This window comes from Sulfitobacter sp. (assembly GCF_036960155.1).
Lineage (GTDB): Bacteria > Pseudomonadota > Alphaproteobacteria > Rhodobacterales > Rhodobacteraceae > Sulfitobacter.
In genome coordinates this window covers 14,202-34,104 of the sequence record NZ_JBALWB010000006.1, presented here as the reverse complement: position 1 = coordinate 34,104, position 19,903 = coordinate 14,202, and the positions used below count along the sequence as shown (strand labels likewise).

The 19,903-nt window shown below is 52.1% G+C and carries 22 protein-coding genes and 1 pseudogene; 11 read left to right on the top strand and 12 right to left on the bottom strand.

Annotated features, from left to right (window positions below; translation table 11 throughout):
* Nucleotides 1-16: 16 nt before the first annotated feature.
* A complete protein-coding gene (locus tag V7775_RS14145) occupies nucleotides 17-1,057 on the bottom strand; it encodes an ABC transporter ATP-binding protein (RefSeq protein WP_335752560.1) in 1,041 nt (346 codons plus the stop codon).
* A gap of 256 nt (nucleotides 1,058-1,313) precedes the next feature.
* Here V7775_RS14145 and V7775_RS14140 point away from each other — a divergent pair, with 256 nt between their 5' ends.
* The 4 genes from V7775_RS14140 to V7775_RS14125 all read left to right on the top strand — a co-directional run bounded on the left by V7775_RS14140 (nucleotide 1,314) and on the right by V7775_RS14125 (nucleotide 5,560).
* Nucleotides 1,314-2,552: an ABC transporter substrate-binding protein gene (locus V7775_RS14140; RefSeq protein WP_335752559.1), complete on the top strand. Its 1,239-nt coding sequence runs from the start codon at nucleotides 1,314-1,316 to the stop codon at nucleotides 2,550-2,552.
* 92 nt (nucleotides 2,553-2,644) lie between these two features.
* The gene (locus V7775_RS14135) at nucleotides 2,645-3,673 is read left to right on the top strand and encodes a carbohydrate ABC transporter permease (RefSeq protein ID WP_335752558.1); all 1,029 of its coding nucleotides are present in this window, start codon (nucleotides 2,645-2,647) and stop codon (nucleotides 3,671-3,673) included.
* 3 nt (nucleotides 3,674-3,676) lie between these two features.
* A complete protein-coding gene (locus V7775_RS14130) occupies nucleotides 3,677-4,558 on the top strand; it encodes a carbohydrate ABC transporter permease (RefSeq protein ID WP_335752557.1) in 882 nt (293 codons plus the stop codon).
* Between the two features lie 3 nt (nucleotides 4,559-4,561).
* Nucleotides 4,562-5,560 carry an ester cyclase gene (locus V7775_RS14125; RefSeq protein WP_335752556.1) on the top strand — a complete coding sequence of 333 codons (999 nt, stop codon included), beginning with the start codon at nucleotides 4,562-4,564 and terminating at the stop codon, nucleotides 5,558-5,560.
* A 793-nt stretch (nucleotides 5,561-6,353) separates the two neighbouring features.
* Here V7775_RS14125 and V7775_RS14120 read toward each other — a convergent pair.
* Nucleotides 6,354-6,581 (bottom strand): hypothetical protein, encoded by a 228-nt coding sequence (locus V7775_RS14120; protein ID WP_335752555.1) that lies wholly within the window; start codon nucleotides 6,579-6,581, stop codon nucleotides 6,354-6,356.
* Between V7775_RS14120 and V7775_RS14115 the strand changes: the two genes are divergently transcribed.
* Nucleotides 6,575-7,090, top strand: a complete 516-nt coding sequence (locus V7775_RS14115; protein ID WP_335752554.1) for a transposase — start codon at nucleotides 6,575-6,577, stop codon at nucleotides 7,088-7,090. The two genes, V7775_RS14120 and V7775_RS14115, sit on opposite strands and share 7 nt — an antisense overlap.
* Nucleotides 7,091-7,151: 61 nt before the next feature.
* Nucleotides 7,152-7,622 carry a transposase gene (locus tag V7775_RS24770; RefSeq protein ID WP_443070124.1) on the top strand — a complete coding sequence of 157 codons (471 nt, stop codon included), beginning with the start codon at nucleotides 7,152-7,154 and terminating at the stop codon, nucleotides 7,620-7,622.
* Nucleotides 7,623-8,405: 783 nt separating this feature from the next.
* Here the strand turns inward: V7775_RS24770 and V7775_RS14110 are convergent.
* Together V7775_RS14110 and V7775_RS14105 are read right to left on the bottom strand one after the other, a co-directional pair.
* Complete coding sequence (locus tag V7775_RS14110) at nucleotides 8,406-8,810, bottom strand: alpha/beta fold hydrolase (RefSeq protein ID WP_443070123.1); 405 nt, start codon at nucleotides 8,808-8,810, stop codon at nucleotides 8,406-8,408.
* A 160-nt stretch (nucleotides 8,811-8,970) separates the two neighbouring features.
* Nucleotides 8,971-9,939 carry a haloalkane dehalogenase gene (locus tag V7775_RS14105; RefSeq protein ID WP_335752552.1) on the bottom strand — a complete coding sequence of 323 codons (969 nt, stop codon included), beginning with the start codon at nucleotides 9,937-9,939 and terminating at the stop codon, nucleotides 8,971-8,973.
* A gap of 98 nt (nucleotides 9,940-10,037) precedes the next feature.
* Here V7775_RS14105 and V7775_RS14100 point away from each other — a divergent pair, with 98 nt between their 5' ends.
* Complete coding sequence (locus V7775_RS14100; protein ID WP_335752551.1) at nucleotides 10,038-10,550, top strand: MarR family winged helix-turn-helix transcriptional regulator; 513 nt, start codon at nucleotides 10,038-10,040, stop codon at nucleotides 10,548-10,550.
* Nucleotides 10,551-10,855: 305 nt separating this feature from the next.
* On the opposite strand, the gene V7775_RS14095 is transcribed toward V7775_RS14100, so the two are convergent.
* The 5 genes from V7775_RS14095 to V7775_RS14075 form a co-directional block, all read right to left on the bottom strand.
* Nucleotides 10,856-11,323, bottom strand: a complete 468-nt coding sequence (locus V7775_RS14095) for a nuclear transport factor 2 family protein (protein ID WP_335752550.1) — start codon at nucleotides 11,321-11,323, stop codon at nucleotides 10,856-10,858.
* A gap of 44 nt (nucleotides 11,324-11,367) precedes the next feature.
* A complete protein-coding gene (locus tag V7775_RS14090) occupies nucleotides 11,368-12,267 on the bottom strand; it encodes an ADP-ribosylglycohydrolase family protein (RefSeq protein ID WP_335752549.1) in 900 nt (299 codons plus the stop codon).
* Nucleotides 12,268-12,496: 229 nt separating this feature from the next.
* Complete coding sequence (locus V7775_RS14085) at nucleotides 12,497-12,934, bottom strand: pyridoxamine 5'-phosphate oxidase family protein (protein ID WP_335752548.1); 438 nt, start codon at nucleotides 12,932-12,934, stop codon at nucleotides 12,497-12,499.
* Nucleotides 12,935-12,999: 65 nt separating this feature from the next.
* Complete coding sequence (locus V7775_RS14080; RefSeq protein WP_335752547.1) at nucleotides 13,000-13,476, bottom strand: hypothetical protein; 477 nt, start codon at nucleotides 13,474-13,476, stop codon at nucleotides 13,000-13,002.
* Between the two features lie 122 nt (nucleotides 13,477-13,598).
* On the bottom strand, nucleotides 13,599-14,039 hold the full coding sequence (locus V7775_RS14075; protein ID WP_335752546.1) for a cupin domain-containing protein: 441 nt from the start codon (nucleotides 14,037-14,039) through the stop codon (nucleotides 13,599-13,601).
* A gap of 129 nt (nucleotides 14,040-14,168) precedes the next feature.
* Here V7775_RS14075 and V7775_RS14070 point away from each other — a divergent pair, with 129 nt between their 5' ends.
* The 4 genes from V7775_RS14070 (at nucleotide 14,169) to V7775_RS14055 (ending at nucleotide 17,069) form a co-directional block, all read left to right on the top strand.
* Nucleotides 14,169-15,068: a LysR family transcriptional regulator gene (locus V7775_RS14070; RefSeq protein ID WP_335752545.1), complete on the top strand. Its 900-nt coding sequence runs from the start codon at nucleotides 14,169-14,171 to the stop codon at nucleotides 15,066-15,068.
* A gap of 380 nt (nucleotides 15,069-15,448) precedes the next feature.
* A complete protein-coding gene (locus V7775_RS14065; protein WP_335752544.1) occupies nucleotides 15,449-15,778 on the top strand; it encodes a hypothetical protein in 330 nt (109 codons plus the stop codon).
* Nucleotides 15,779-16,129: 351 nt separating this feature from the next.
* A complete protein-coding gene (locus V7775_RS14060) occupies nucleotides 16,130-16,627 on the top strand; it encodes a hypothetical protein (RefSeq protein ID WP_335752543.1) in 498 nt (165 codons plus the stop codon).
* A gap of 40 nt (nucleotides 16,628-16,667) precedes the next feature.
* Nucleotides 16,668-17,069 (top strand): hypothetical protein, encoded by a 402-nt coding sequence (locus V7775_RS14055; RefSeq protein WP_335752542.1) that lies wholly within the window; start codon nucleotides 16,668-16,670, stop codon nucleotides 17,067-17,069.
* A gap of 267 nt (nucleotides 17,070-17,336) precedes the next feature.
* Here the strand turns inward: V7775_RS14055 and V7775_RS14050 are convergent, their stop codons facing one another.
* The 3 genes and pseudogenes from V7775_RS14050 to V7775_RS14040 form a co-directional block, all read right to left on the bottom strand.
* Nucleotides 17,337-17,717, bottom strand: a complete 381-nt coding sequence (locus V7775_RS14050) for a homocysteine S-methyltransferase family protein (RefSeq protein ID WP_335752541.1) — start codon at nucleotides 17,715-17,717, stop codon at nucleotides 17,337-17,339.
* Nucleotides 17,718-17,746: 29 nt separating this feature from the next.
* Nucleotides 17,747-18,385, bottom strand: a complete 639-nt coding sequence (locus V7775_RS14045) for a class I SAM-dependent methyltransferase (protein WP_335752540.1) — start codon at nucleotides 18,383-18,385, stop codon at nucleotides 17,747-17,749.
* 589 nt (nucleotides 18,386-18,974) lie between these two features.
* Nucleotides 18,975-19,644 (bottom strand): annotated as a pseudogene (locus V7775_RS14040) (transposase); the annotation flags it as partial.
* Between the last annotated feature and the right edge of the window lie 259 nt (nucleotides 19,645-19,903).

Here is a 19,903-nt window from a genome sequence, read left to right as displayed (position 1 = left end):
CAGTCTACCTTGGAAATTAAAGACGTTCGCCAGTTTCGCTGTGAAACAAGTGGCACATATCGGCGGGAACAGTGGCAACAAAAGTGGCACCAATCTTGGCTCGAAAATCTTTATGCGCCTTTACCGACACCAACGCACCGCCCGATTTCACCGTGATCATCGTGGCATCACCCAACAGCTCAAGCGCATAGATCGGCGCAGTGATCTGCCCCGCCTCTGACGCCGTGGCATCCTCCGCCCGAAAACCTAGCGTTGCGGGACCATCAGGCCCCGTCAGCCCTTTAATCTCTACATTCGGCGCGGTGAATGTACCGCTTTTCAAAGCCCCCTCGACGAGGTTCATCGCAGGGCTACCGATAAAACTGGCCACGAATGCATTTGCCGGACGATCATAGATTTCCGTAGGTGAGCCGACCTGCTGCACAACACCTTTGTTCATAACCACCACGCGGTCAGCAAGGGTCATCGCCTCAATTTGGTCATGGGTCACATAGATAGTAGTGACCTTGAGTTCATGGCTCAGGTTTTTGATCTGGGCACGGGTGGACACGCGCAGCTTTGCATCCAAATTAGACAGCGGCTCATCCATCAAAAACACGTTCGGCTCACGCACAATTGCACGGGCTAAGGCCACGCGCTGGCGCTGGCCACCCGACAACTCGGCAGGGCGACGGTGCAGGAATTCATCAAGCTCTACCATCGCACTGGCGCGGCGCACACGGTCGTCATGCTCTTCTTTCGGAATGCCACGCACCTTGAGTGGGAAGCGGATATTTTCGTACACATCCATGTTCGGATAGAGCGCATAGCTCTGAAAAACCATCGCAACATCGCGGTCTTTGGGATCAAGATCATTGACGCGCTTGCCATCAATCAGAATGTCCCCACCTGAGGCCTCTTCAAGCCCTGCAATCATGCGCATGGTCGTCGTCTTGCCGCAGCCAGACGGCCCAAGCAAAACCAGAAATTCACGGTCTGCAATGGTCAGGTCAAAGTCAGCAACGCCGACAAAATCACCCCACTTTTTCGAAATATTACGGAGTTGGACTTCCGCCATTGCACATCTCCTTGCATACGTTTGCATTCAATAAATGCAGCATTCCTTTTACGATGCAACTCTTTTTTATAAGCTATTGCATATATTCGAATTGGTGAGAAAAGACTTGCTTAACGATCCCGTTTGCGGATTAAATTGCACACGTATGCAGACGGCACTCGATTCGTCAGACCACAACGCCAACGATTGTCGGCAACTATAATCAACGGCCCCGCCTTTCGAGGATTGAGCGCCGATACGATAGGGATAGAACTTCATGAACATGTTTAAAACAGCAGCTCTGGGTACGGTATTCGCCGTTCTTTCAGGCACCACAGCAATAGCAGGCTGCGGTATCGGCGCAGGCAACGTATCGATCATCGCCAATGATTTCCCTGCAATCCACGCCATCACGGATGTCGCAAAAGCATGCGCAGGCGACGGCCTCACCGTCACTGCAAACATGACAAAAGAGCACCAAACCCTTAACGCACCCGGCATGAGCGGCACACCAGCGGAATATAGCGTCGCAGTGGTTGCGAACTCTTCCATCGTGGCCCTTCTCAATGACGGGCTTGTGCGCCCGCTTGATGACCTGATCGCCCAATACGCGCCTGATCTGCCCAGCGTGAACAAAGTGACTGTTGACGGCAAAGTCATGGCTGTTGCCTTTATGGCCAACGCACAGCACCTCTTCTACCGCTCCGATGTACTGGAAAAAGCCGGTGTTGCAGTGCCCACTTCCTATGAAGAAGTTGTCGCCGCAGCCGAGGCAATTCGCGCAGCAGGCATCATGGAGCATCCTGTTGCTCTGAATACTGGTGCAGGCTGGAACCTCGCAGAGGAATTCATCAACATGTACATGGGTACTGGCGGTGAGTTGTTTGAGGCAGGCAGTGCCGTGCCGGCAATCGAGAACGAAAGCGGCGTTGCAGCGCTTAACATGCTCAAAAGCCTAACAGAATATTCTAATCCAGACTACCTCACGTTCGATTCCAACGCGACACAAGCACTTTGGGAAGCGGGCGATACTGCCCTTTCCGTCATGTGGGGCTCTCGCGGCGCAGCAGTTCTGGACAATGAAGGTTCCTCGGAGGACGTTGTAAGCACAACCGTTCTGGCAGCAGCCCCCACACTTGGCGGCGGTGCGACACCAGCGACAACTCTTTGGTGGGATGGCTTCACCATTGCGTCCAACGTATCTGATGAAGATGCAGCCGCAAGCTTTCAGGCGATGATGATTGGCCTGGGCGAGGATGTAGTCAAAGCAAACCAAGACGCAGCTGTATGGCTCAACCCCGCATATGTAGCCACGCCTGCATCGGCCGGTGTGATCGCGTCGGCCGAAGGCGGTGCAAACCCTTACCCGATGCTGCCCTACGTTGGCCTGATGCACTCCGCATTGGGTGACAACCTCGCCGAGTTCTTGCAAGGCTCCGAGAGTGCAGAACAGGCGTTGGCTGATGTGGTTGCCGCCTATACAACCTCCGCAAAAGAGCAAGGCTTCTTGCAGTAAATCAAATAGTTCGGGGGTGAGCCTCAAGTCACCCCCGAACAACTAAGCGTTCTCACAAATTGCCGTTTTCATAAATTGTTAGGTCGAAGCTGATGCCCCATCGCACCTTTTTCTGGTTCATCCTGCCTTCCGCCCTTGCGATGCTCCTGTTCATCGCCTTCCCGCTTGTCTCCGTGATTGTGCAGTCCCTTCACGTCGAACATGAACAAATCCTCGTCACGTCCGAGAACTGCGGCCCCTTCGGCTGCAAGCAGAGCACCTCCGTAGATGTCGAGGCTTCCGCCAAGCTCAAAGAGGCCGCTCCTTTGGGTAGGTTCAACGGCTTTGGCACCTATGTGGACCGCGGCCACCTCGCCACCGCCGAGATATCTGCTGCATGGTCAGGTGCCGACAGCTGGGGGGCGTTCTTTTCCCGTGTCATGAACCTGCCTTTCTACAAAGCGCTCGCCTTTACCCTTGCCTATACCGCAGTCGTCACGCCGCTTGTTATCCTCTTCGGGCTGGCTGTTGCCCTGGGTGTGAACGGTCTGCCTAAATTGCTCAAAGGGCCTACGATCTTTATCTCGCTCCTGCCGATGATCGTGACACCGTTGATCGGTTCGCTGATCCTTTACTGGATGATCGACGCGGACGGCATTCTTGGCAAAGCTCTGCAATATATATTCAACGACCCTGCCCTGTCGCTTAAAGCATCGCCGTTACTTACTTGGCTCACCCTATTCACCTATGGTGTCTGGCACGGCATCCCCTTCGCCTTTGTTGTCTTCTACGCAGGCCTTCAAACTGTGCCCGAAGAGACGCTTGAGGCGGCCATGATCGACGGGGCCAGCCGATGGGAGCGTATTCGCTATGTTGTGATCCCCTACATGGGTCCGCTATTTGTTTTTGTCGCGCTGATCCAGCTGATGGATAATTTTCGTGTGTTCGAGCCGATCATCGGCTTCTCCGCACAGGCCAATGCCTCGTCCCTTTCCACCGAAATTTATGGCGATCTATTAGGCGATAACGCGCAATATGCCTCCGCCGCCGCGACCTCCATGCTCACCGTGTTCGGTGTAGCGATCCTCCTGACGCCCGTGCTGATCCGCACATGGCGCGACTTTAACCGCAAGGCGGTGTAACCTATGGCAATCGCATCCAAACGCCGCTCGACCCCACTGGCCCTCATCTCCTCCGTCCTTGTGTTGGCATGGATCGTGATCGCGGCCTTCCCATTTCTCTGGACCCTTTGGGGCTCATTCAAAGTTCAAGGCGATTTCTTTTCCAAAGCGGATTGGATGAATGCGCTGTGGGGCACCCGCACGGTGATAGAAACAGGCGGTCCCTTCACAGGCGCAGGCTATGAAGGTGCATGGATCGAAAAGGAATTCTGGCGCGCGGCCCTCAACACGGGCATCATCGTCTTCTTCACTGTTATCATCTCGCTGACACTCGGGACGCTTGGTGGCTATGCCCTTGCACGCTCTGGCTACCGCTATGCCTTCTGGCTGCTGATGCTGGCACTGGTGTTCCGCGCAATGCCACATATTACTCTGGTCTCCGGCTACCTCTTACCTTTCTTCGAGTGGAACCTTTGGGGGCATATCCCCACCACCATCGTGGTCCTTGTTGCGATCAACCAGCCCTTCACACTCTGGATGCTGCATTCCTTCTTTCTCAACATCCCAAAGGATCTGGACGAAAGCGCAATGGTTGATGGCTGCACGCGGTTCCAAGCGTTCCGCCATGTCATCGTACCCGTCATGTGGCCCGGTGTGATCACCACAGGGTTGTTCTCCTTCCTGCTGGCATACAATGACTTCACCGTGACGGCCCTGTTGCTCAATCAAGAGAACCAGACGATGATACCAAAAATCGCCAGCTTCCTCGGCTCTACCCAAGTTGAAGGGAACGTGATGTTCGCTGTCGCAGCAGTTGTCTCGGCCACCGCACCGCTCTTTGTCCTCATCCTGTTTTTCCAACGCCAAATCGTCAGTGGCCTCACCGCAGGCGCTGTAAAAGGGTAATTCATGTCAGAGTTCCAAGACGCAAAAGCCGTTGTCCGCGCTTATCAAGCAGCCGTGGACGCCGCTTCCCCCAATGCTGTGGCAGCCGTGTTGGCGGTTCATTCGGCCGCCGACTACCTCTGGCGAGGCATGCATCCATTCGACATTCGCAATGGCGCGCAAGAGGTGGCCGACGCCTTCTGGTCTCCGCTTAAAACCGCGCTTACGTCCCTCACGCGGCGCGAGGATATCTTTATGGCTGGGCGCAACCAGATGGATGACTTCCAATCCATTTGGGTCGTTTCAATGGGCCATCTTATGGGACTGCATGATGCGCCTTGGCTTGGCATCCCAGCGACACGCAAAATGACTTTCCTACGTTACGCCGAATTTTCAAAGGTCGATAACGGCAAGATTATCGAGACGGCCCTGTTTTGCGACATCCCACACCTCATGGTCCAAGCAGGCGTAAACCCCTTCCCGCCTCAGACAGCCGCACATTTGATCCAACCTGGCCCTGTAACCCACACAGGCCGCATGGACGTTGCACAAGACGCGGCAGAGGGCGAGAAAACCCTCGCTGTGATCAATGCGATGATCAACGATCTAGGCACTTGGCAATCGGGCCTGCCGCTGGTGGAGGAACTGGCCCGCACTTGGAACGATGATATGATCTGGTGGGGTCCCGCTGGTGTCGGCGCCACCTATACAATCGAGCGCTACGCCGAACAACACGCAGGCCCCTTCCGCGCCAGTTTCACAAATCGCACAGGCACAGGGCATTTGTGCCGCCTCGCCGAAGGTGAATTCGGTGGTTTCTTTGGGTGGCCCAATTTCACAGCCACGGCAACAGGCGGCTTTATGGGTTTGCCTGCAACCGGCAAAGCCGGTGAATTCCGTGTGGTCGACATCTATCGCCGTGGTGGTGACAAACTCTCAGAAAATTGGGTATTTATCGACTTACTTCACTGGCTGAAGGGTCAGGGACTGGATGTTCTTGGCCGCCTGAATGCTTTACGCTAGGCGTCCTAAATGGAGTACACTCCCTGCAACAAATGAAATTCATGCAGACTTGAATTTGAGGGCGGGCCCTGATCTGCATCTTGAATTCCGGTAGTGCAAGATACTGCCTGCCTTTGCCCGCGCTTGCTTTGGCAGAGCCCAATGCAGCACTGCCAGCTGCTGCCAAGAGCCTCTTTACATCAAAAGTCACCATCTTGGTTTTACCCGCGACGGCAGTACAGCCCGCATAGCAGACCCCGGCGCGGAGCGCAGCGAATGTCGGCTTTCCACCCTTGGTGTCGTACGCCGCACTGCAACGGAACAGTGAGCCCCTGACCCAAAAGTCAGTAAGTCGAGCCTCAAATTAGTTCGCTGAACAAGAGAATTTGGTAGTCATAGCACGGTTAGTTCTGCATCTGATTTGTGCACCGCCCCAGTGACCTTGTCTTCATGACATCTCCATGGTGTTGCAAACATCATGGAGACTGTCAGAAAACTTCTTGAGTTTTAGGGTGCATCGGGGATTCACAGAATTCCGCCTTGGTGGTACACTTTCCTATGTCACATATTTCAGAAATATCGCGATCCCAGCTTCTGCTTTTGCCCGAGACTGTGGATGACTATGTCGGTCCGGAAAACCCAGCCCGGTTCATAGAAGCCTTTGCAGATGGCCCAGATATTTCTCATTTTGGTTTCCAACGCGCGCACCCAAAATCGACAGGTCGGCCTGGATATGATCAAAGGATCTGCTGAAGCTCTACATCTATGGTTATTTGAACCGGGTTCGCCCAAGTTGACACCTTGAAGTGGAAACCTATCGCAACATCGAAGTCATTTGGTGATGCGCCAGCTCAAGCCAGACTTCAAAACAATCGCTGACTTTCGACGGATAAACCGCGCCGCCTTTCGAAAAGTCTTCCGCCAGTTTGTTGTTTTGTGTCGGGAGCTTAACCTGTACGGTCGCAAACTTCTTGCAGTTGATGGAACCCGGATCAAGGCTGTGAACAACAAGAACCGCAACTTTGCCAAAGATCTTTGGCAAAGCACATCCTGCAAAGTGACGAACGTCTTGAACGATACCTGAACGAACTGGATCAGACAGATTGCGCAGACAGCATCACAACTGGCAGCCCTAAGTTGGGCGATCTACGGGGTAAGATCGACGCGATCAAAGGCAAGCGAGACCGTTTGATCGCACATCTTCAAACCCTGGAGCACAGCGGCGAAACTCAAATATCACAGACAGATCCCGATAGCAGAGCCATGGCACGCATGACGAAGGTTGGTGTGGGCTACAACATTCAGATTGCCGTCGATACCAAACACAAATTGATCGCTGAACAACAGGTTCACAACCGGGTTCTTGACTATGGCTTTCTCGCCGAGACAACGGCAGCGACAATGCAGAACTTGGGTGTCACAGAGATCAAGGCCGTTGCCGACAAGGGCTACTTCCAGATTGAGGACATCACAGAATGCGACGCTCGAGGAATTGAGGCGTATGTCCCCAAACCTCTGCGCGGCTCAGCCGTGGCAGCGGGTCTTATCTGAAGAGAAGAATTTACCTACGATCCCGAAAAGACGTTTAGGTCTGCCCTGAGGGAAAGAACTGATGCTTGGACGACGCTCACTTGTGCGCACGAACGTCAAACTGGACTATTGCGATGTTAAAGCCTGCGCAGGATGCCCGAGGCTATCAAAATGCACCAAGGGTACTTACCGAACAGTGACGCGAAATGAAGGGGACGCGGTTCTTGAACCGATAGCAAAGCGGCTCCGAGAAAATCCAGAAATACTGACCCAACGGCGCAACACCGTTGAACATCCCTTTGGTACGATCAAGCAATCCATGAACCAGAGTGCGTGCCTGATGCGTCGTTTAGAAAACGTTCGCGGCGAGTTCGGTCTGACCGCGCTCGCTTACAACATCCGACGTGCGTTGAATCAGGTGGGTGTGAAGGGTTTGATCGCCGCACCCAGCAAATTTTGGCGGAATAGGGCCAATCCCCCCGCAAAAACTGCTTTTAGATTGCCTGAAACCGTTCAAAGGTGGCCTTTGGGCCTCCGTCCGGTGCGAGTGTAGCAAGAATGGGAAATCCGAGGCTACAGGCAGAGCTTCGGCCACTGGTCTGAGTTTTCACACGGTCTGCATAACTTACGCCCCAAAGATGAAAACTGGCCGTTCGAGCACTGTGCAGCAAAGGTCTACATTGAGCCCAAAATTTCGTATTCTGCACAGTGAACCAGTGCCAACCGTAACATGTTAGGCTGATCATTTCTGGTTTTAATTGAGCCAAGTGAAACAGTTGTGCTCAATGCGCTTTCCTACCGTAGAAGGAAACTACCGGACAGACTGCGCTTGGGGATTGTCGGGTAAAAAACGAAATTAGTAAGACGGTCTATTCGACAACGGCGAAGTCAAACTTTCCGTCCGCACAAAAAATCCATTCGCATGGCTTGGCGGAGATACAAGCAGTAGTGTGTTCTGCACCAGTGGAAATATACCAATAGGAGCCTGGCTCAGGTTCTTTGGCGTCCATTCCAGGATAGGGGTTGGTCATTACACCCTTCAGAACGATGGCATGATAGGCTCCGGTGTGTGTGGAGTGGTGTTTCAAAGTTAGCAGGAAATTTACCGAAGGTGCCGTGCATACTGTTTGCACGATGATCATAGGCGACGGCGAGATCTACTTCTCCGAACTGGTTTTCATAGACCAGTTCATACAGTGCTATTTCTATTTCAGCAGCCGGATCAAAGAGATTTTCTGCCAGGGCGAGCGCCCCGTTAACAGCCCTTATGATGACAACGCATGGACGGCGACCTTCACCTGCATTGTGGGGCGATACTCAGCATGTTCTTCTTCAGTCAAATCACGCGAAATGGCCACTGGGAGCAAGGTTTCGTTAAAAAATTCTCTTCCAGAACAACCTTGTCACTTTCAGGTAAGCTGAACATGCCAATCACTTCTTGGAGGCCTTCGGGGAAGTCGGCCATTTCTGGAAAGATCGTAAGAATACCTTCCATAAATGCGATGGCTTTGATGGTGTCAGGATGTGTGTTTGCATAGTGGAAACCAAGGCCAGAACCCCAATCATGCAAGATCAGCGTGATGTTTTCCGTACAGCCAAGTTCTTCGAGGTGTGGGAAAAGATAGGATACGTGATTTGGCACGGAATAGCTGTCGTGGCCTGTGTCGTCCAATTTCTCGGGATCTCCCATGCCGATGAGGTCAGGCGCGATCAGCCGGCCTTTGTCTTCGAGATTTGGCATAATGTTGCGCCATAGATAGGAAGATGTTGAAACACCGTGCAAGAACACAATCGGATCGCCGACTTAGACAAAGGCCATCTTCTTGCCGTTGATGGTCTGTAGTTTTTTCTGGCAGTGCATTTTCGGGAAGGATCAGAGCCCCTCCCTTTTGCTAGAGATGTTACTCGAGACCCGAGACGAAGGACGATACAGCGGCACCGATGGTGTCAGGATCATCTTCCTGCATGAAATGCAGGCCTTTGGCTTCGGCAATTGTCTGATTTGGCAAGCTGCGTGCAAAGGCACGTGTATTTCCAGTGATGAAAACGCCGGGTTCTGCATCAACAAACAGCATTGGCACTTCGCTGGTTTCTAACCATGCTGAGTAATTACCGATCCGTTCAGCAACATCAGCAGGTGAACCACCGATCGGGACCTCACGCGCCCATTGCAAAGTCGCCAGACGGTCATCACCAGCGTTCAGATATGGGCGGCGATACTCAGTCATTTCTTCTTCAGTCAAAGGACGGCCAGTGACACCTGGTAACATGCCTTCAATAAACATGTTCTCTTCGAGAACTAGTTGTTCACCTTCGTCTGAGCGCACAGCTTTCAAGGTTGGGTGAAAATCCTCGGGGAGGTCTTCCCATTCTAGCGGTTTTACGAAGGTCTCCATATAGGCGATACCGCGCAGACTGCCATGATTGTGAAGTGCCCAATCAAAGCCAACTGCCCCGCCCCAGTCATGCAGTACCAACGTCACGTCCTGCTGTGCATCGATCTGACGCATGAATTCAGCAAAATATTTTGCTTGGGTGACGAGCCGATACCTGCCTTCAACGGATGCTGGCAGTTTATCGCTATCGCCCATGCCCATGTGGTCCATAACGATGATCCGACCGTGACCTTCAACATGAGGGATGACATTGCGCCACAGGTAAGAAGACGTCGGGTTACCATGCACGAACACGATAGGTTTACCTTCGCCGCGCTCAATGTAGGCCATCTTTTGTCCGAAGACTTCGACAAACTTCTTCTCAGAGGCCCAAGCCTCATCAGCACTGGCGGGCATTACGCCGCTACCAAAAGCGGCAAGCGCTATCATGGGCGCGGATGTGACCATTGCGAGACGGCGGGACATATTAGGCATTGGTTTCTCCGTTGTGAAAGTATGTGAGTCAGTCACGTAAATGGAAATCAACTCCTTGCCTATTGTTTTATGTGACTTAATCATATAAATATCGCTGCATGAACACAGAACTATATATAAACAACCTCTTAGGGGCTTTTGCGACAACGCTCTCGAGCGCCATTGATGAGAACGTTGGTGGAGTAGGCCTCCGCAGCGGAAGCGCGGCGTCCGCTCTTGTTACGGTTTTCAACCACCCCAATGAGAGCATCGACGTTCTGCGCCGCATCTTGAATGTGACGCATTCTGGTGCAGTTCGATTGATAAATGGTCTCGAAACTGAGGGATTGGTTGAACGTAAACCAAGCGCACAAGATCGACGTGCCGTTGTGCTGCGTTTGACCAAAGATGGTGACACTCGCGCGAAGGCAGTCTTGGCTGCGCGGGAAAATGTGACGACGCGGATCGTCGAAAACCTGAGTGCCGAACAAAGAGAAGCATTGCTGCCAGTGCTCGCAACTATGCTACAAACGCTCACAGGCGACCAGAGCTCTGCCCGGCGCAATTGTCGTCTATGTAACGAAGGTATATGCCGCCCCCGTGGATGCCCTGTCGAACAAGCTGTCACGTAAGCTTAAATTTTCAAAAAAAGACGAGCTCCACCATCTGTTTCTTAAGCAAATCGCAGGGCTCTGGAAAAAGAGTCTTAGCTGACCTTTTTAGGTGCAATGCCTAGGTTAACACCCCAACCTTCTGCCTTATGTATGGGTTTTGTTGGCAAATCATAATACCGCGAACGCTCAAAAATCGGAAGGTCTGGCCCCAGCATTGAGTGACGAAACCACATCATGCCATTCGTGACATCCTCAGGTCGTTCCCATGTCACAAAATGTCCCGCGTCGATCAGGAGCACAGCTTCCAGCCCGCGAATATGCGTTCACAACCCCAGCTCGGAAAGCCCCGGGTGGTCGTCGGGCCTGCGACCTTGAGGCCAGTGAAACTTCCGTTCAGCTTCCGATATAGGCAGGTCGTTGATGCTGGCAAAACGATTTTGCATTAGCCCGTTCTCGGCGAACTCCCAGTTTTCATTCCCGTATGAGCGAAACCAGTTGCCCTTGTCGTCGCACCATTCGTAGGCGTAACGGACGGCGATGCGTGAACCCGTGAAAGCCCAAAGTTCTTTTATCAGGCGGTAATCGCGTTCGCGAACCCATTTTTCCTTCAGGAATGCCTCTGCCGCCTCACGGTTCGTCACGAAGGTCGTTCGGTTGCGCCAATTGGTAGCAAGTGTGTAGGCAGTGGCGACTTTCGCAGCATCTCGGGTGTTCCAACCGTCTTCGGCCATGCGCACTTTTTGGACAGCGGTATCATAGGTGAAGGGTGGCAATGGGGGGCGGTTTTCCATGAAGAGGGTCCTTTTGGCTAAGAGGTATAAGAGACGATGATCAACTACGCAGCAAGTTGTTTTGCCTGCGCCAACAACGCGTCACTATTGTCCATTGCTTCCAACCAAGCGTCCGGAATTTCGGCCATTCCATATGCGGCACCAGCAAGTGCGCCTACGATCATCGCGCGCCCAGCACTATCACCACCAGTCCGTATATTTGCCTCAACGGCTTCTTGATAGGATGTCGTATTTGCGAGGATATGCCAACTTAGAGGCACGCCTTGATCAAGATGGCATGCACGCTTGGTGACTTCTCCATAGGCGACTGATCCTACGTTTGAATTCAACGCATCTTGCAAAAGCGGGTCTGACTTTGCGGCGGCATCCAAAGCGTCCTTGAGGTCCGTACCATCGATGATAGCTGCGAGGGCGGTTGCGATAATGCCGCTGTAATCTGCTGCCATTTTATTGACGTTCGTAACTTCCATCGCGGCCTTGACCCTGGCTGTATCGTTACCATATTTGGCGAGAATTGCAGGTAGGGTCGCAACGGCTGGATGCTGGTCATCATCTACACCTGACGGGCTTAACACACCTGCTGCGATGTTGGCCAAAGTGCCTCTTGTTGGGCGGTCGATGTAGCCTACATAGGCGCCACCGGCACCAAAGTGCGCAGCATACGCAGCTTGATATGCTGAAGCTTCAAAGCGGCCTTCGGCAATGATTGAACGCATTACCAAGGCAAGTGTTTCGCCGTATTGGCTTAACTGCCCATCACGCCGCATGCCGTGGGCGAAGTATCCGGACACTCCTTCAAAATTCGCGCCATTGATAGGTGTGAACGCGGCAGGCCGGTCACCGACAACCTGCGCAATGCGCTCAACATCGTACAACCAATGCAGACCTAGGCCCGCAGCATCAGCGGTAAGTGCGCCCATCAAGGCAGAGATTTTGCGGCTCATAGTATGTAATCCTCCAAAATTTTCAACTGTCGACACAAAGTGCGCGGTCCAGAGCAGTGGTAAACTCAATCTGTGTGTTTCATTTCTGACGAAGGGCTGTCCAACGTCACATGTAATTCAAGCGCCTGACTATAGGTCGCCAGACCCTCAATTGTTTCGGCAAGCTCTGGCGACCAGAGCTTTGAGCGCGTTATGGATTTTCCACAATGAAAGAACGCTTCTTTAACTTTCACCAGAATTGCAAAATCAGGCACCCGAGAGTTAATTGCCATCGAGTTACGCAATCAAAATCCCGCACAACCTGCTCAGTCCCGCTGATGCGGACAACCTCGCTGCGATTTGGCACAAAAAACACAAGACCAATCCGCCCCGTCGCGATGATATTGAGGAAGCTGTCGAACCGATTATTTCCGGGGCGATCAGGGATTGCAAGGGTTTGGGAGTCGATGACTTCGACAAAGCCTGCTGGGTCGCCTTTTGGCGACGTATCAATTTTTCCACCCTTGTCCACAGTCGACATAACGATAAACGGAGAGCGCTCTATCCACGTCCGGCAAAGGTCATCGATGGAATTGATGATCTTCCCAACCTGGGTATCATATTGGTCTGGCAATATCGCACGGATCTCTTCCTCTGAGATGACGACGTCGCTTGCAATATAGGACATTTACACTCCCTTTTCCGTATCTAGAGTTACAGTAATTTGTATCTCTAAAAGAGACCAATGTAGAGTTAATCTGCGGGTGCGGAGTCAAACGGTCCGTCGGATTGTGTTGCAAACAAGCACTCAGATCCTGCAAGGCACTCACTAATATGGGGAACGCCAGCGTTGATCGACCAAGTTGATCCAGGCTCTAGAATTGTCTCGGTCGACGGATTGCCGGGCTCAAAATGGCGCGCTCTACCTTTAACAACAATGCCAACATAACTATGAGAGTGGATGTGAGGTAGGGTTTTTACACCTGCGTCAAATCGAACGAACTTCAGGTGTGGACCTGTTTTAAAGTCTCCAACGACATCCGCTATCGCACGCCCGCCGGGGAATTCATTCCACACGATTTCCCCAAATATCGTGCGAGCTGTCCTTTCGGTATCGTCAGGGCCCGCAACGGCAGTTTGGGCTTGCCCAATCATCGCCAAAAGCGCGATACTACGAAGTAATCCCGAAGCCACCTTAACAGCTTGAGTTCGGCAATCTAGAAACGTCACTTAAATCTCTCCAATTAGTTCATGTGATTTCTCAGGGCTGCGACCCCCACCTTATTGATATGTCTGACCTGCCGGTCATAATCCCAAAGCGGGAGCCGTTAGAGTATCTGTTTACTCAAGAGCTACTCAGCAACGATGAACCCGTTCGGGCCATCCATCTGTATGAGGATGATGCAGTCCTCTGGTCCACGACACCTGTCGCCGTGGACTTCATGTGCAGGCTGATATGCATATGACCCCGGCGTGACGATCTGCTCGACGCCATCGGCGTAGGTATGCACCCAATTGCCTTGAATTGAGACACCGTCGTAGTTTGCTGGGTGATGGTGATCAGGGGCTTTTGCACCAGCTTCGATTTTGACGATCATCGAAAACGGTCCCGTGGCCCAATCGCCCCAAAGCAGGCCAAAATGAACACCCGGCGCGCCTTCGGTGAATTCGACTTCATCATAAGCGCGGCCAACGTTATCTTCGGCGATTGCGCTTCCGGCAAACAAGGCACTGAAACTGGCCGCAGCGATCGCCATAGCCAATCGGGATGTTTTATTTTCAATACGTTTCATGTTTCTCTCCATTATGCATTTGGCCCAAAGCGGTATTAAGTTTTGCGCCTTCTCTGTTTCTTGTATGATTTATGTTCACTTGGCAGTAAGTCATCCATTGAGAACATGATCTGTGCGAAAAGGGCACAAATGGAAAACATCACGCTATTACGTTTGTTTGTGCAGGTCGCCGATGAGGGGAGCTTCTCCGCTGTGGCGCGCAGTACGCAAGCGACGCCTTCCGCGGTATCACGACAAATCGCACGGCTTGAAGAGGATCTGGGCACCCGCCTGCTACAACGCACAACACGCCAGCAGGTTCTGACTGAGGCCGGCGAAATCTATCTGCGCCATGCTCGGCAAATCATTGAAGATGTAGACGAGGCGCGCCGCGCAGTATCGCAAGCCAGCAATGCGCCCTCCGGCATACTGCGGGTCACCGCAGAGGCAGATTTGGCCGTCACCTTCTTGTCACCGATGCTGCCTGATTTTCTAAGCTTGTATCCAGCTATACGGATCCAGTTTGTGACATCCGCTACCTTGGAAGACTTGGTTGGTCGCGGCATTGATGTCGCTATCCGTGTTGGGCACCTTGAGGATTCAAACCTGATGGCACGCCGCCTAACAACAAGCCGATCGCTCGTCGTCGCAAGCCCAGGATACCTTGAACAGAATGGCACGCCAATGCATCCAGATGAATTAAGTAAGGTGTCATGCATGTCTTTTCACGTTGGGTCGGGCCAACGAACATGGCAATTCAGGTCACCAGAGGGCACGTTGGAGGTGCCAGTGTCCGGCCGCATTCAAGCTGGGAACCTTACGCTTCTGAAAGAAGCAGTCAAATCAGGCCTGGGCGTCGCCATGCTACCGACATGGGTCGTGCGGGGTGAACTTGATTCCGGTGCATTAGTGCCCATTTTACCCGATTTCCCGCTGGAGCCATCGGTCACGCCAATAAGCGCTGTTTATCCAAGTGGTCGCAATCTGGCGAATAAAGTCCGAGTCTTTGTTGAATATCTAAGTAATCACACGTCAAAGAGTTTTGAGTAGGATGGCTCCTAATTATCGGGCGTCTAACGTGCCCATTGCCCGAAGACGAATAACGTACAGCATCTTTACCGGTCGAAAAGCCCAATCAAATCCATATGGGATTAGGTTCCGGCTGAAAAGCCGTTGCTGCAATTTCACAAAATAAGTTCAATCAATATTGCCGAAGGCAAAGTGCGTCGAAGATTTGGCGTCACCGCGCATTAAGGTTCAGGTCTCGTTCGCAGCAGGTGGATGTAATCCACCCCTGATTTTTTTCGCTGCATTGCATTCGGATGAAAGCAACAATTGATCTTTTAGCAGCGAACGGCAGCAAAGAGCCCATTTTGACATGGCCTTTGTCTTGTGAGCAAACCTAAAATAAAGGGAATGGAGTTGAATTCTTGAGTGTCCTAAAGAGCTTTGAAAAGAATGTTATTGAATTGCTTGCAACTGACGTCCTTACTGCGCGGCTTGTGGATGAAGTGTGTTCGCACGGCAAACTGGTTGGTCTTGACTTCACTGGGAAGGGGTACTTTTTAACGTTGAGTTCGAATGATTTACCCGTTGAAAGATTGGTGCTGGATAAACCGATCGTCAATGGAGAGGTTGGTGAGCTGTTGACTGGCTTCGTTGTCTTCGTCGAAAACAATGAGCTTACCTTAGAGTGCTTTTCCTATGGCGAAATTGTCCCAGATAACTACCGTGATCTAAGTGTAACGGTTTTGGTCTGAGCTGATTGAAGTGTCACTAAGTCCGCTGTGTCGACGTTAGCTTCACGCCTCGACGCCGTTTTTGTGTGCAATCGCGGCGAACGGCGGGTCTGAGCCCTTATTAGTCGTTGCTGCAGTGTGCCTGAATGTCAGTTTCTTTTGCAAAATACAAAAATCTGACAAAAAATAAGCCGTTTGTGCTATCGTTTTCTGGCATGTGATTTTTCCGGAATTTCAGCCAACGTCAATATTCGATCAGTTCGCCGGACAGCTGATAGCAGTCGCTGCCAAGGGGAATTTATTGAGTAACGAGTTGCTATCAGTAAAAAGAGAGAGTCTAACTAACGCAACTGGAATAAAGTGGGACACAAGATGAAGACTACTGCTATCGCAACCACAATAATGATGATTTGCGCTGCTGCCAGCAGCCCTTTGCAAGCCCAAACACTTGAGCAGTGGGGGGCGTCAGACTATTGGGATGTGATGGTTGACCCCTCATTGGGAGACGGCTGTCTAATCCAGTCTGAATTTGACGACGGTTCTATTGTACGCATCGGTTTTGATCGCACACAGGGCGGCGCTTATGTCACTGCATTCAACATGGCCTGGGGGGATATCGAAGAGGGTGAATTTTATTCGGTTCTCTTCTCGCTCGACGGTGAAGACTATGATGCTGAAGCAGTAGGAATTTACCTCGAAGACGTGCCAGGGGCCGATATTCTCTTCGATAATCCCGACTTTCTGTTTGATCTCGCAGTAAAACAAACAATGACACTGTACACCGAAGACGGTGAAGTTATGGCGATCGACCTCACAGGGAGTTACCAGGCTCTGGAAGCGGCGCTTGAGTGCCAAGAGGAGATGGGCTGAGGTTCAGACAAACAAACTTTTGCAAATAGGGACCGAAACCATGAAGCCGTTTATAACCTTGGCATCCACACTTCTCTTTATCGGCGTTCAAGCAGCAGTCGCTCAGCCAATTGGAGTTTACGATGTTGTTGGCGTCAATCCAGGCGATAGTACGCCTTATGATGGTACGGTCGCTGTCGAGATAAATGGCGACACATACACGGTGATATGGCAAGTTGAAGGGGAGGAATATATTGGCACGGCCATCGGCGCTGCAAACCTCAAAGGCTCAATCATCTTCGGTGAGGCTGTAGAGAACGACACAGCACTCGCAGTCTCATATGGATCAGGTGACAATTTCGGATTGGCGCTGTTTGTAGAGCAGGAAAATGGGCAATGGAGCGGTATCTGGACGTATGGCGGCTCCAACGCCATCGGATCTGAAACGTGGAAACGCCAATAATTCCAACCTTTGCCTGCTCTTAAAAAATACACCTGGCAATCGTTAGATATCAACCGCAAACAAATCGATGTCTTGAGCAGATTCCCACCTGTTTGCTGAAAGCGCCAAGTATCGAAAGCCGCCATTCGAGGGATTGGAACCTATGCTCACTTTGTCCGCATAGCCGCCTCTCGCCTTTCTATTTAGCGTTAATCTCGTGTGCAAATGCAGCGAATGTCGGCAACGAGCCCTTAATACCGAATTTCGGCGTTACAGCTAAGGTCTGCTTTAGCGAATGGCACTCTTTGCGATGCTTTGCAGACGCCGCATACCTGTACCGCAGCAACCGCCAAGGGCATTTATATGAGGGAACATTTGTCTAATTCGGGCAAGCTGTTCGCCAAGCTCTATAGTGTTGCCCGCATCAAGGACCTTTGCTTCATCCAATTCCTCGTGGCTACACCTCGATGCATTCGCGACAATACTGCTAGGACGTTTGATCCACAAACCATCATTTAATGCCTTTGAAAAATGGTCTGGATGTGCGCAGTTGAACATGAAGTAGGAGGCGTAGCCGTCCGTTTCCCCGTCCACTTGTTTGATTACGTCCTCAACCAACGCGCCGGTGGGCAGGCGGCCAGCGATCTCGACAGTGAATGCAATTTTCACCGGGATTCCAAATGATTTGGCGGTTTGGACTATTCATCCGTTGCCTTCGTCGCGATCATTTCGACAGGTGAAATCCGGCCCGCCATCAAGTTCGCGACCATATTGGGAATTTTCTGAGCAGTGGATTGCTGCATCAGAACATGTAACTCGAGGGGAGGAGGACCATTGCCCGCTTCGATGGCGGCTTTCATTGCTTTGAAAAAGCCCTCCGCAAAGTTGCGACGGTCCTCTTCCGACGTCACTTGAAACCCGCTGACCTCTAGCGCCTGACGGTATTCCTTTGGCTCGGCAAGCCAACTGGTCTCAGACGTTGTCGCCCAAGGCACAGGGTAGGCAAGGGCGTCATCGTTGGTTTTCATGATATCGTAGATGCCAAACTTGGCGCCCGGCTTCAGCACCCGTGCGGCTTCGGCAAACAGGGCTGTCTTGTTTTGGATGTTCATGCCGACATGCATCATGAAAGCGCCATCAAAACTTGAATCTGCGAATGGCAGTGAAAGCGCACTACCGTGGTGCAGCTTGATACGATCCGAAAGACCAACCCAATCGCAAAGCACTTGTCCGGTTTCAACATATTCCGACGTGAGGTCGATCCCGGTGATCTGCGCGCCATATTGCTTTGCCACAAACCGCGCCGAACCGCCCAAGCCACACCCGATATCAAGCAAGGTTTACGATCCGGTTATGGCAAGCTGATCGAGGAAATGGACGCTCGCCTGTCGTCCTCCAATATGAAATTAGTCAACTGCTCCCAGATTTTCAACACTGGCGTTTTGGGGTTGGATGCCTTGTTTTTCCAGACCAGCTTGAATGGCCGATAACAGGTTTCCGTGGTGATAGTGGTCGGATAGCTTTTGGGAATAATCCACAATAATGACATTTCAAGAATGAGCTGAGTATCTCGACCTGTGCGCCTCATGTCTAGCGGCGTGTGTTTAACCTGCCGTCGGTGTGAAAATGACGAATGGCTGCAAAGCCCGCAAGCTGGTCATGTTCCCACGAAAAGCCGCTCAATGTTTTTGATCTCTTGTTGCATATGCGCCCAAAAGACAGCCACCCGTTTGGTGTTGCGCAAGTCGCAATGGTAAAGGAACCAAAGCCCAAGATCGTGTTTTTCGTCGGGTTCGCGATACCTTGCCAAAGCGGGGTCACTGTCGCCCATAAAGCATGGTAGATACACATTGTCGGGCGAAGTCCCGGACGATCTCGTATTTCTCACGACGGATTGCACGCGCCTCAGACTTTGGACAGCACTTGACCCTTGCGCGCCGCTATCCACTGACTGGCAAGGTCAGCATGAGCGGTGAACTTTGGCTTGACCGTGCTGGCAGCCCCAAAGGCTTCATCGTCCAAAGTTTCGAGATGCTCGCGCACTGCGCGTGGAGCATCGTGGAGATCACGCGCGCGTGCTGCCCAGCCTTCAAGGTTGCTGGAGTTCCGTTTCTGGACATCAGCCCTTATCAAGCTGGCATCCACGGCAAAACCCTGATCACTCACGGGCCCTTCTTGCATACAACGCGCAACAGTCACCTCGAACACATGGCGCAAAAGATCACTCTCGCGGAGGCGACCGTGGCTGTTCTTGCGGGGCGGTTCTTGGAAAACGAAGGATGGTCCGTCCGGAACCCGTTCACTCAGGTCGAGACAGCAAAACCAACGGCAAGCCAGGTTCAGATGTACCTCTTGGCACAACCGCCGTTCGGATCGGATGCCAAGGCAATACCCCACCAGCAGCATCCGAATGAGCAGCTCCGGGTCAATGGATGGGCGACCAGTCTGGCTGTAGAAATCGGCCAAGTGAGACAGGATGCCACTCAGCATCGCCAAATCGATCAATCAACCGCAACAGGTGATCTTATGGGACGAGACCTTCTAGAGAGAACTCATAAAACAGCCCGGGCTGTGCCTCCTGCTTCGATCCCATCACCCCCAAATCACCCGTTTCAATACAGGATTTGAGACAGTAGATCACGCTTCAATCAAGGAATTGGTTTTCAATAATATCAGCTCATATTGCCAACGCTGTGTCTCGTCCGGATATCGGCTGACGGCGCGCAGATCACAATTATACTGCAACCAGTGACCCCCCGACAAAATCGACAGGGCAAATCTACTGATATTTCGCGCCAGAAAAATCAAAAGCCACAATCAAGATGATTGCCGCTCTCGCAATGCTGGGCAACTAA

Excerpts from the sequence above, each read along its gene's own strand:
- V7775_RS14135 (WP_335752558.1), top strand. The coding sequence starts at position 2,645 with ATGCCCCATCGCACCTTTTTCTGGTTCATCCTGCCTTCCGCCCTTGCG.
- V7775_RS14140 (WP_335752559.1), top strand. The coding sequence starts at position 1,314 with ATGAACATGTTTAAAACAGCAGCTCTGGGTACGGTATTCGCCGTTCTT.
- V7775_RS14130 (WP_335752557.1), top strand. The coding sequence starts at position 3,677 with ATGGCAATCGCATCCAAACGCCGCTCGACCCCACTGGCCCTCATCTCC.
- V7775_RS14055 (WP_335752542.1), top strand. The coding sequence starts at position 16,668 with ATGAAGCCGTTTATAACCTTGGCATCCACACTTCTCTTTATCGGCGTT.
- V7775_RS14095 (WP_335752550.1), bottom strand. The coding sequence starts at position 11,323 with ATGGAAAACCGCCCCCCATTGCCACCCTTCACCTATGATACCGCTGTC.
- V7775_RS14085 (WP_335752548.1), bottom strand. The coding sequence starts at position 12,934 with ATGTCCTATATTGCAAGCGACGTCGTCATCTCAGAGGAAGAGATCCGT.
- V7775_RS14070 (WP_335752545.1), top strand. The coding sequence starts at position 14,169 with ATGGAAAACATCACGCTATTACGTTTGTTTGTGCAGGTCGCCGATGAG.
- V7775_RS14105 (WP_335752552.1), bottom strand. The coding sequence starts at position 9,939 with ATGCCTAATATGTCCCGCCGTCTCGCAATGGTCACATCCGCGCCCATG.
- V7775_RS14125 (WP_335752556.1), top strand. The coding sequence starts at position 4,562 with ATGTCAGAGTTCCAAGACGCAAAAGCCGTTGTCCGCGCTTATCAAGCA.
- V7775_RS14075 (WP_335752546.1), bottom strand. The coding sequence starts at position 14,039 with ATGAAACGTATTGAAAATAAAACATCCCGATTGGCTATGGCGATCGCT.
- V7775_RS14060 (WP_335752543.1), top strand. The coding sequence starts at position 16,130 with ATGAAGACTACTGCTATCGCAACCACAATAATGATGATTTGCGCTGCT.
- V7775_RS24770 (WP_443070124.1), top strand. The coding sequence starts at position 7,152 with ATGCTTGGACGACGCTCACTTGTGCGCACGAACGTCAAACTGGACTAT.
- V7775_RS14110 (WP_443070123.1), bottom strand. The coding sequence starts at position 8,810 with ATGCCAAATCTCGAAGACAAAGGCCGGCTGATCGCGCCTGACCTCATC.
- V7775_RS14090 (WP_335752549.1), bottom strand. The coding sequence starts at position 12,267 with ATGAGCCGCAAAATCTCTGCCTTGATGGGCGCACTTACCGCTGATGCT.
- V7775_RS14145 (WP_335752560.1), bottom strand. The coding sequence starts at position 1,057 with ATGGCGGAAGTCCAACTCCGTAATATTTCGAAAAAGTGGGGTGATTTT.
- V7775_RS14100 (WP_335752551.1), top strand. The coding sequence starts at position 10,038 with ATGAACACAGAACTATATATAAACAACCTCTTAGGGGCTTTTGCGACA.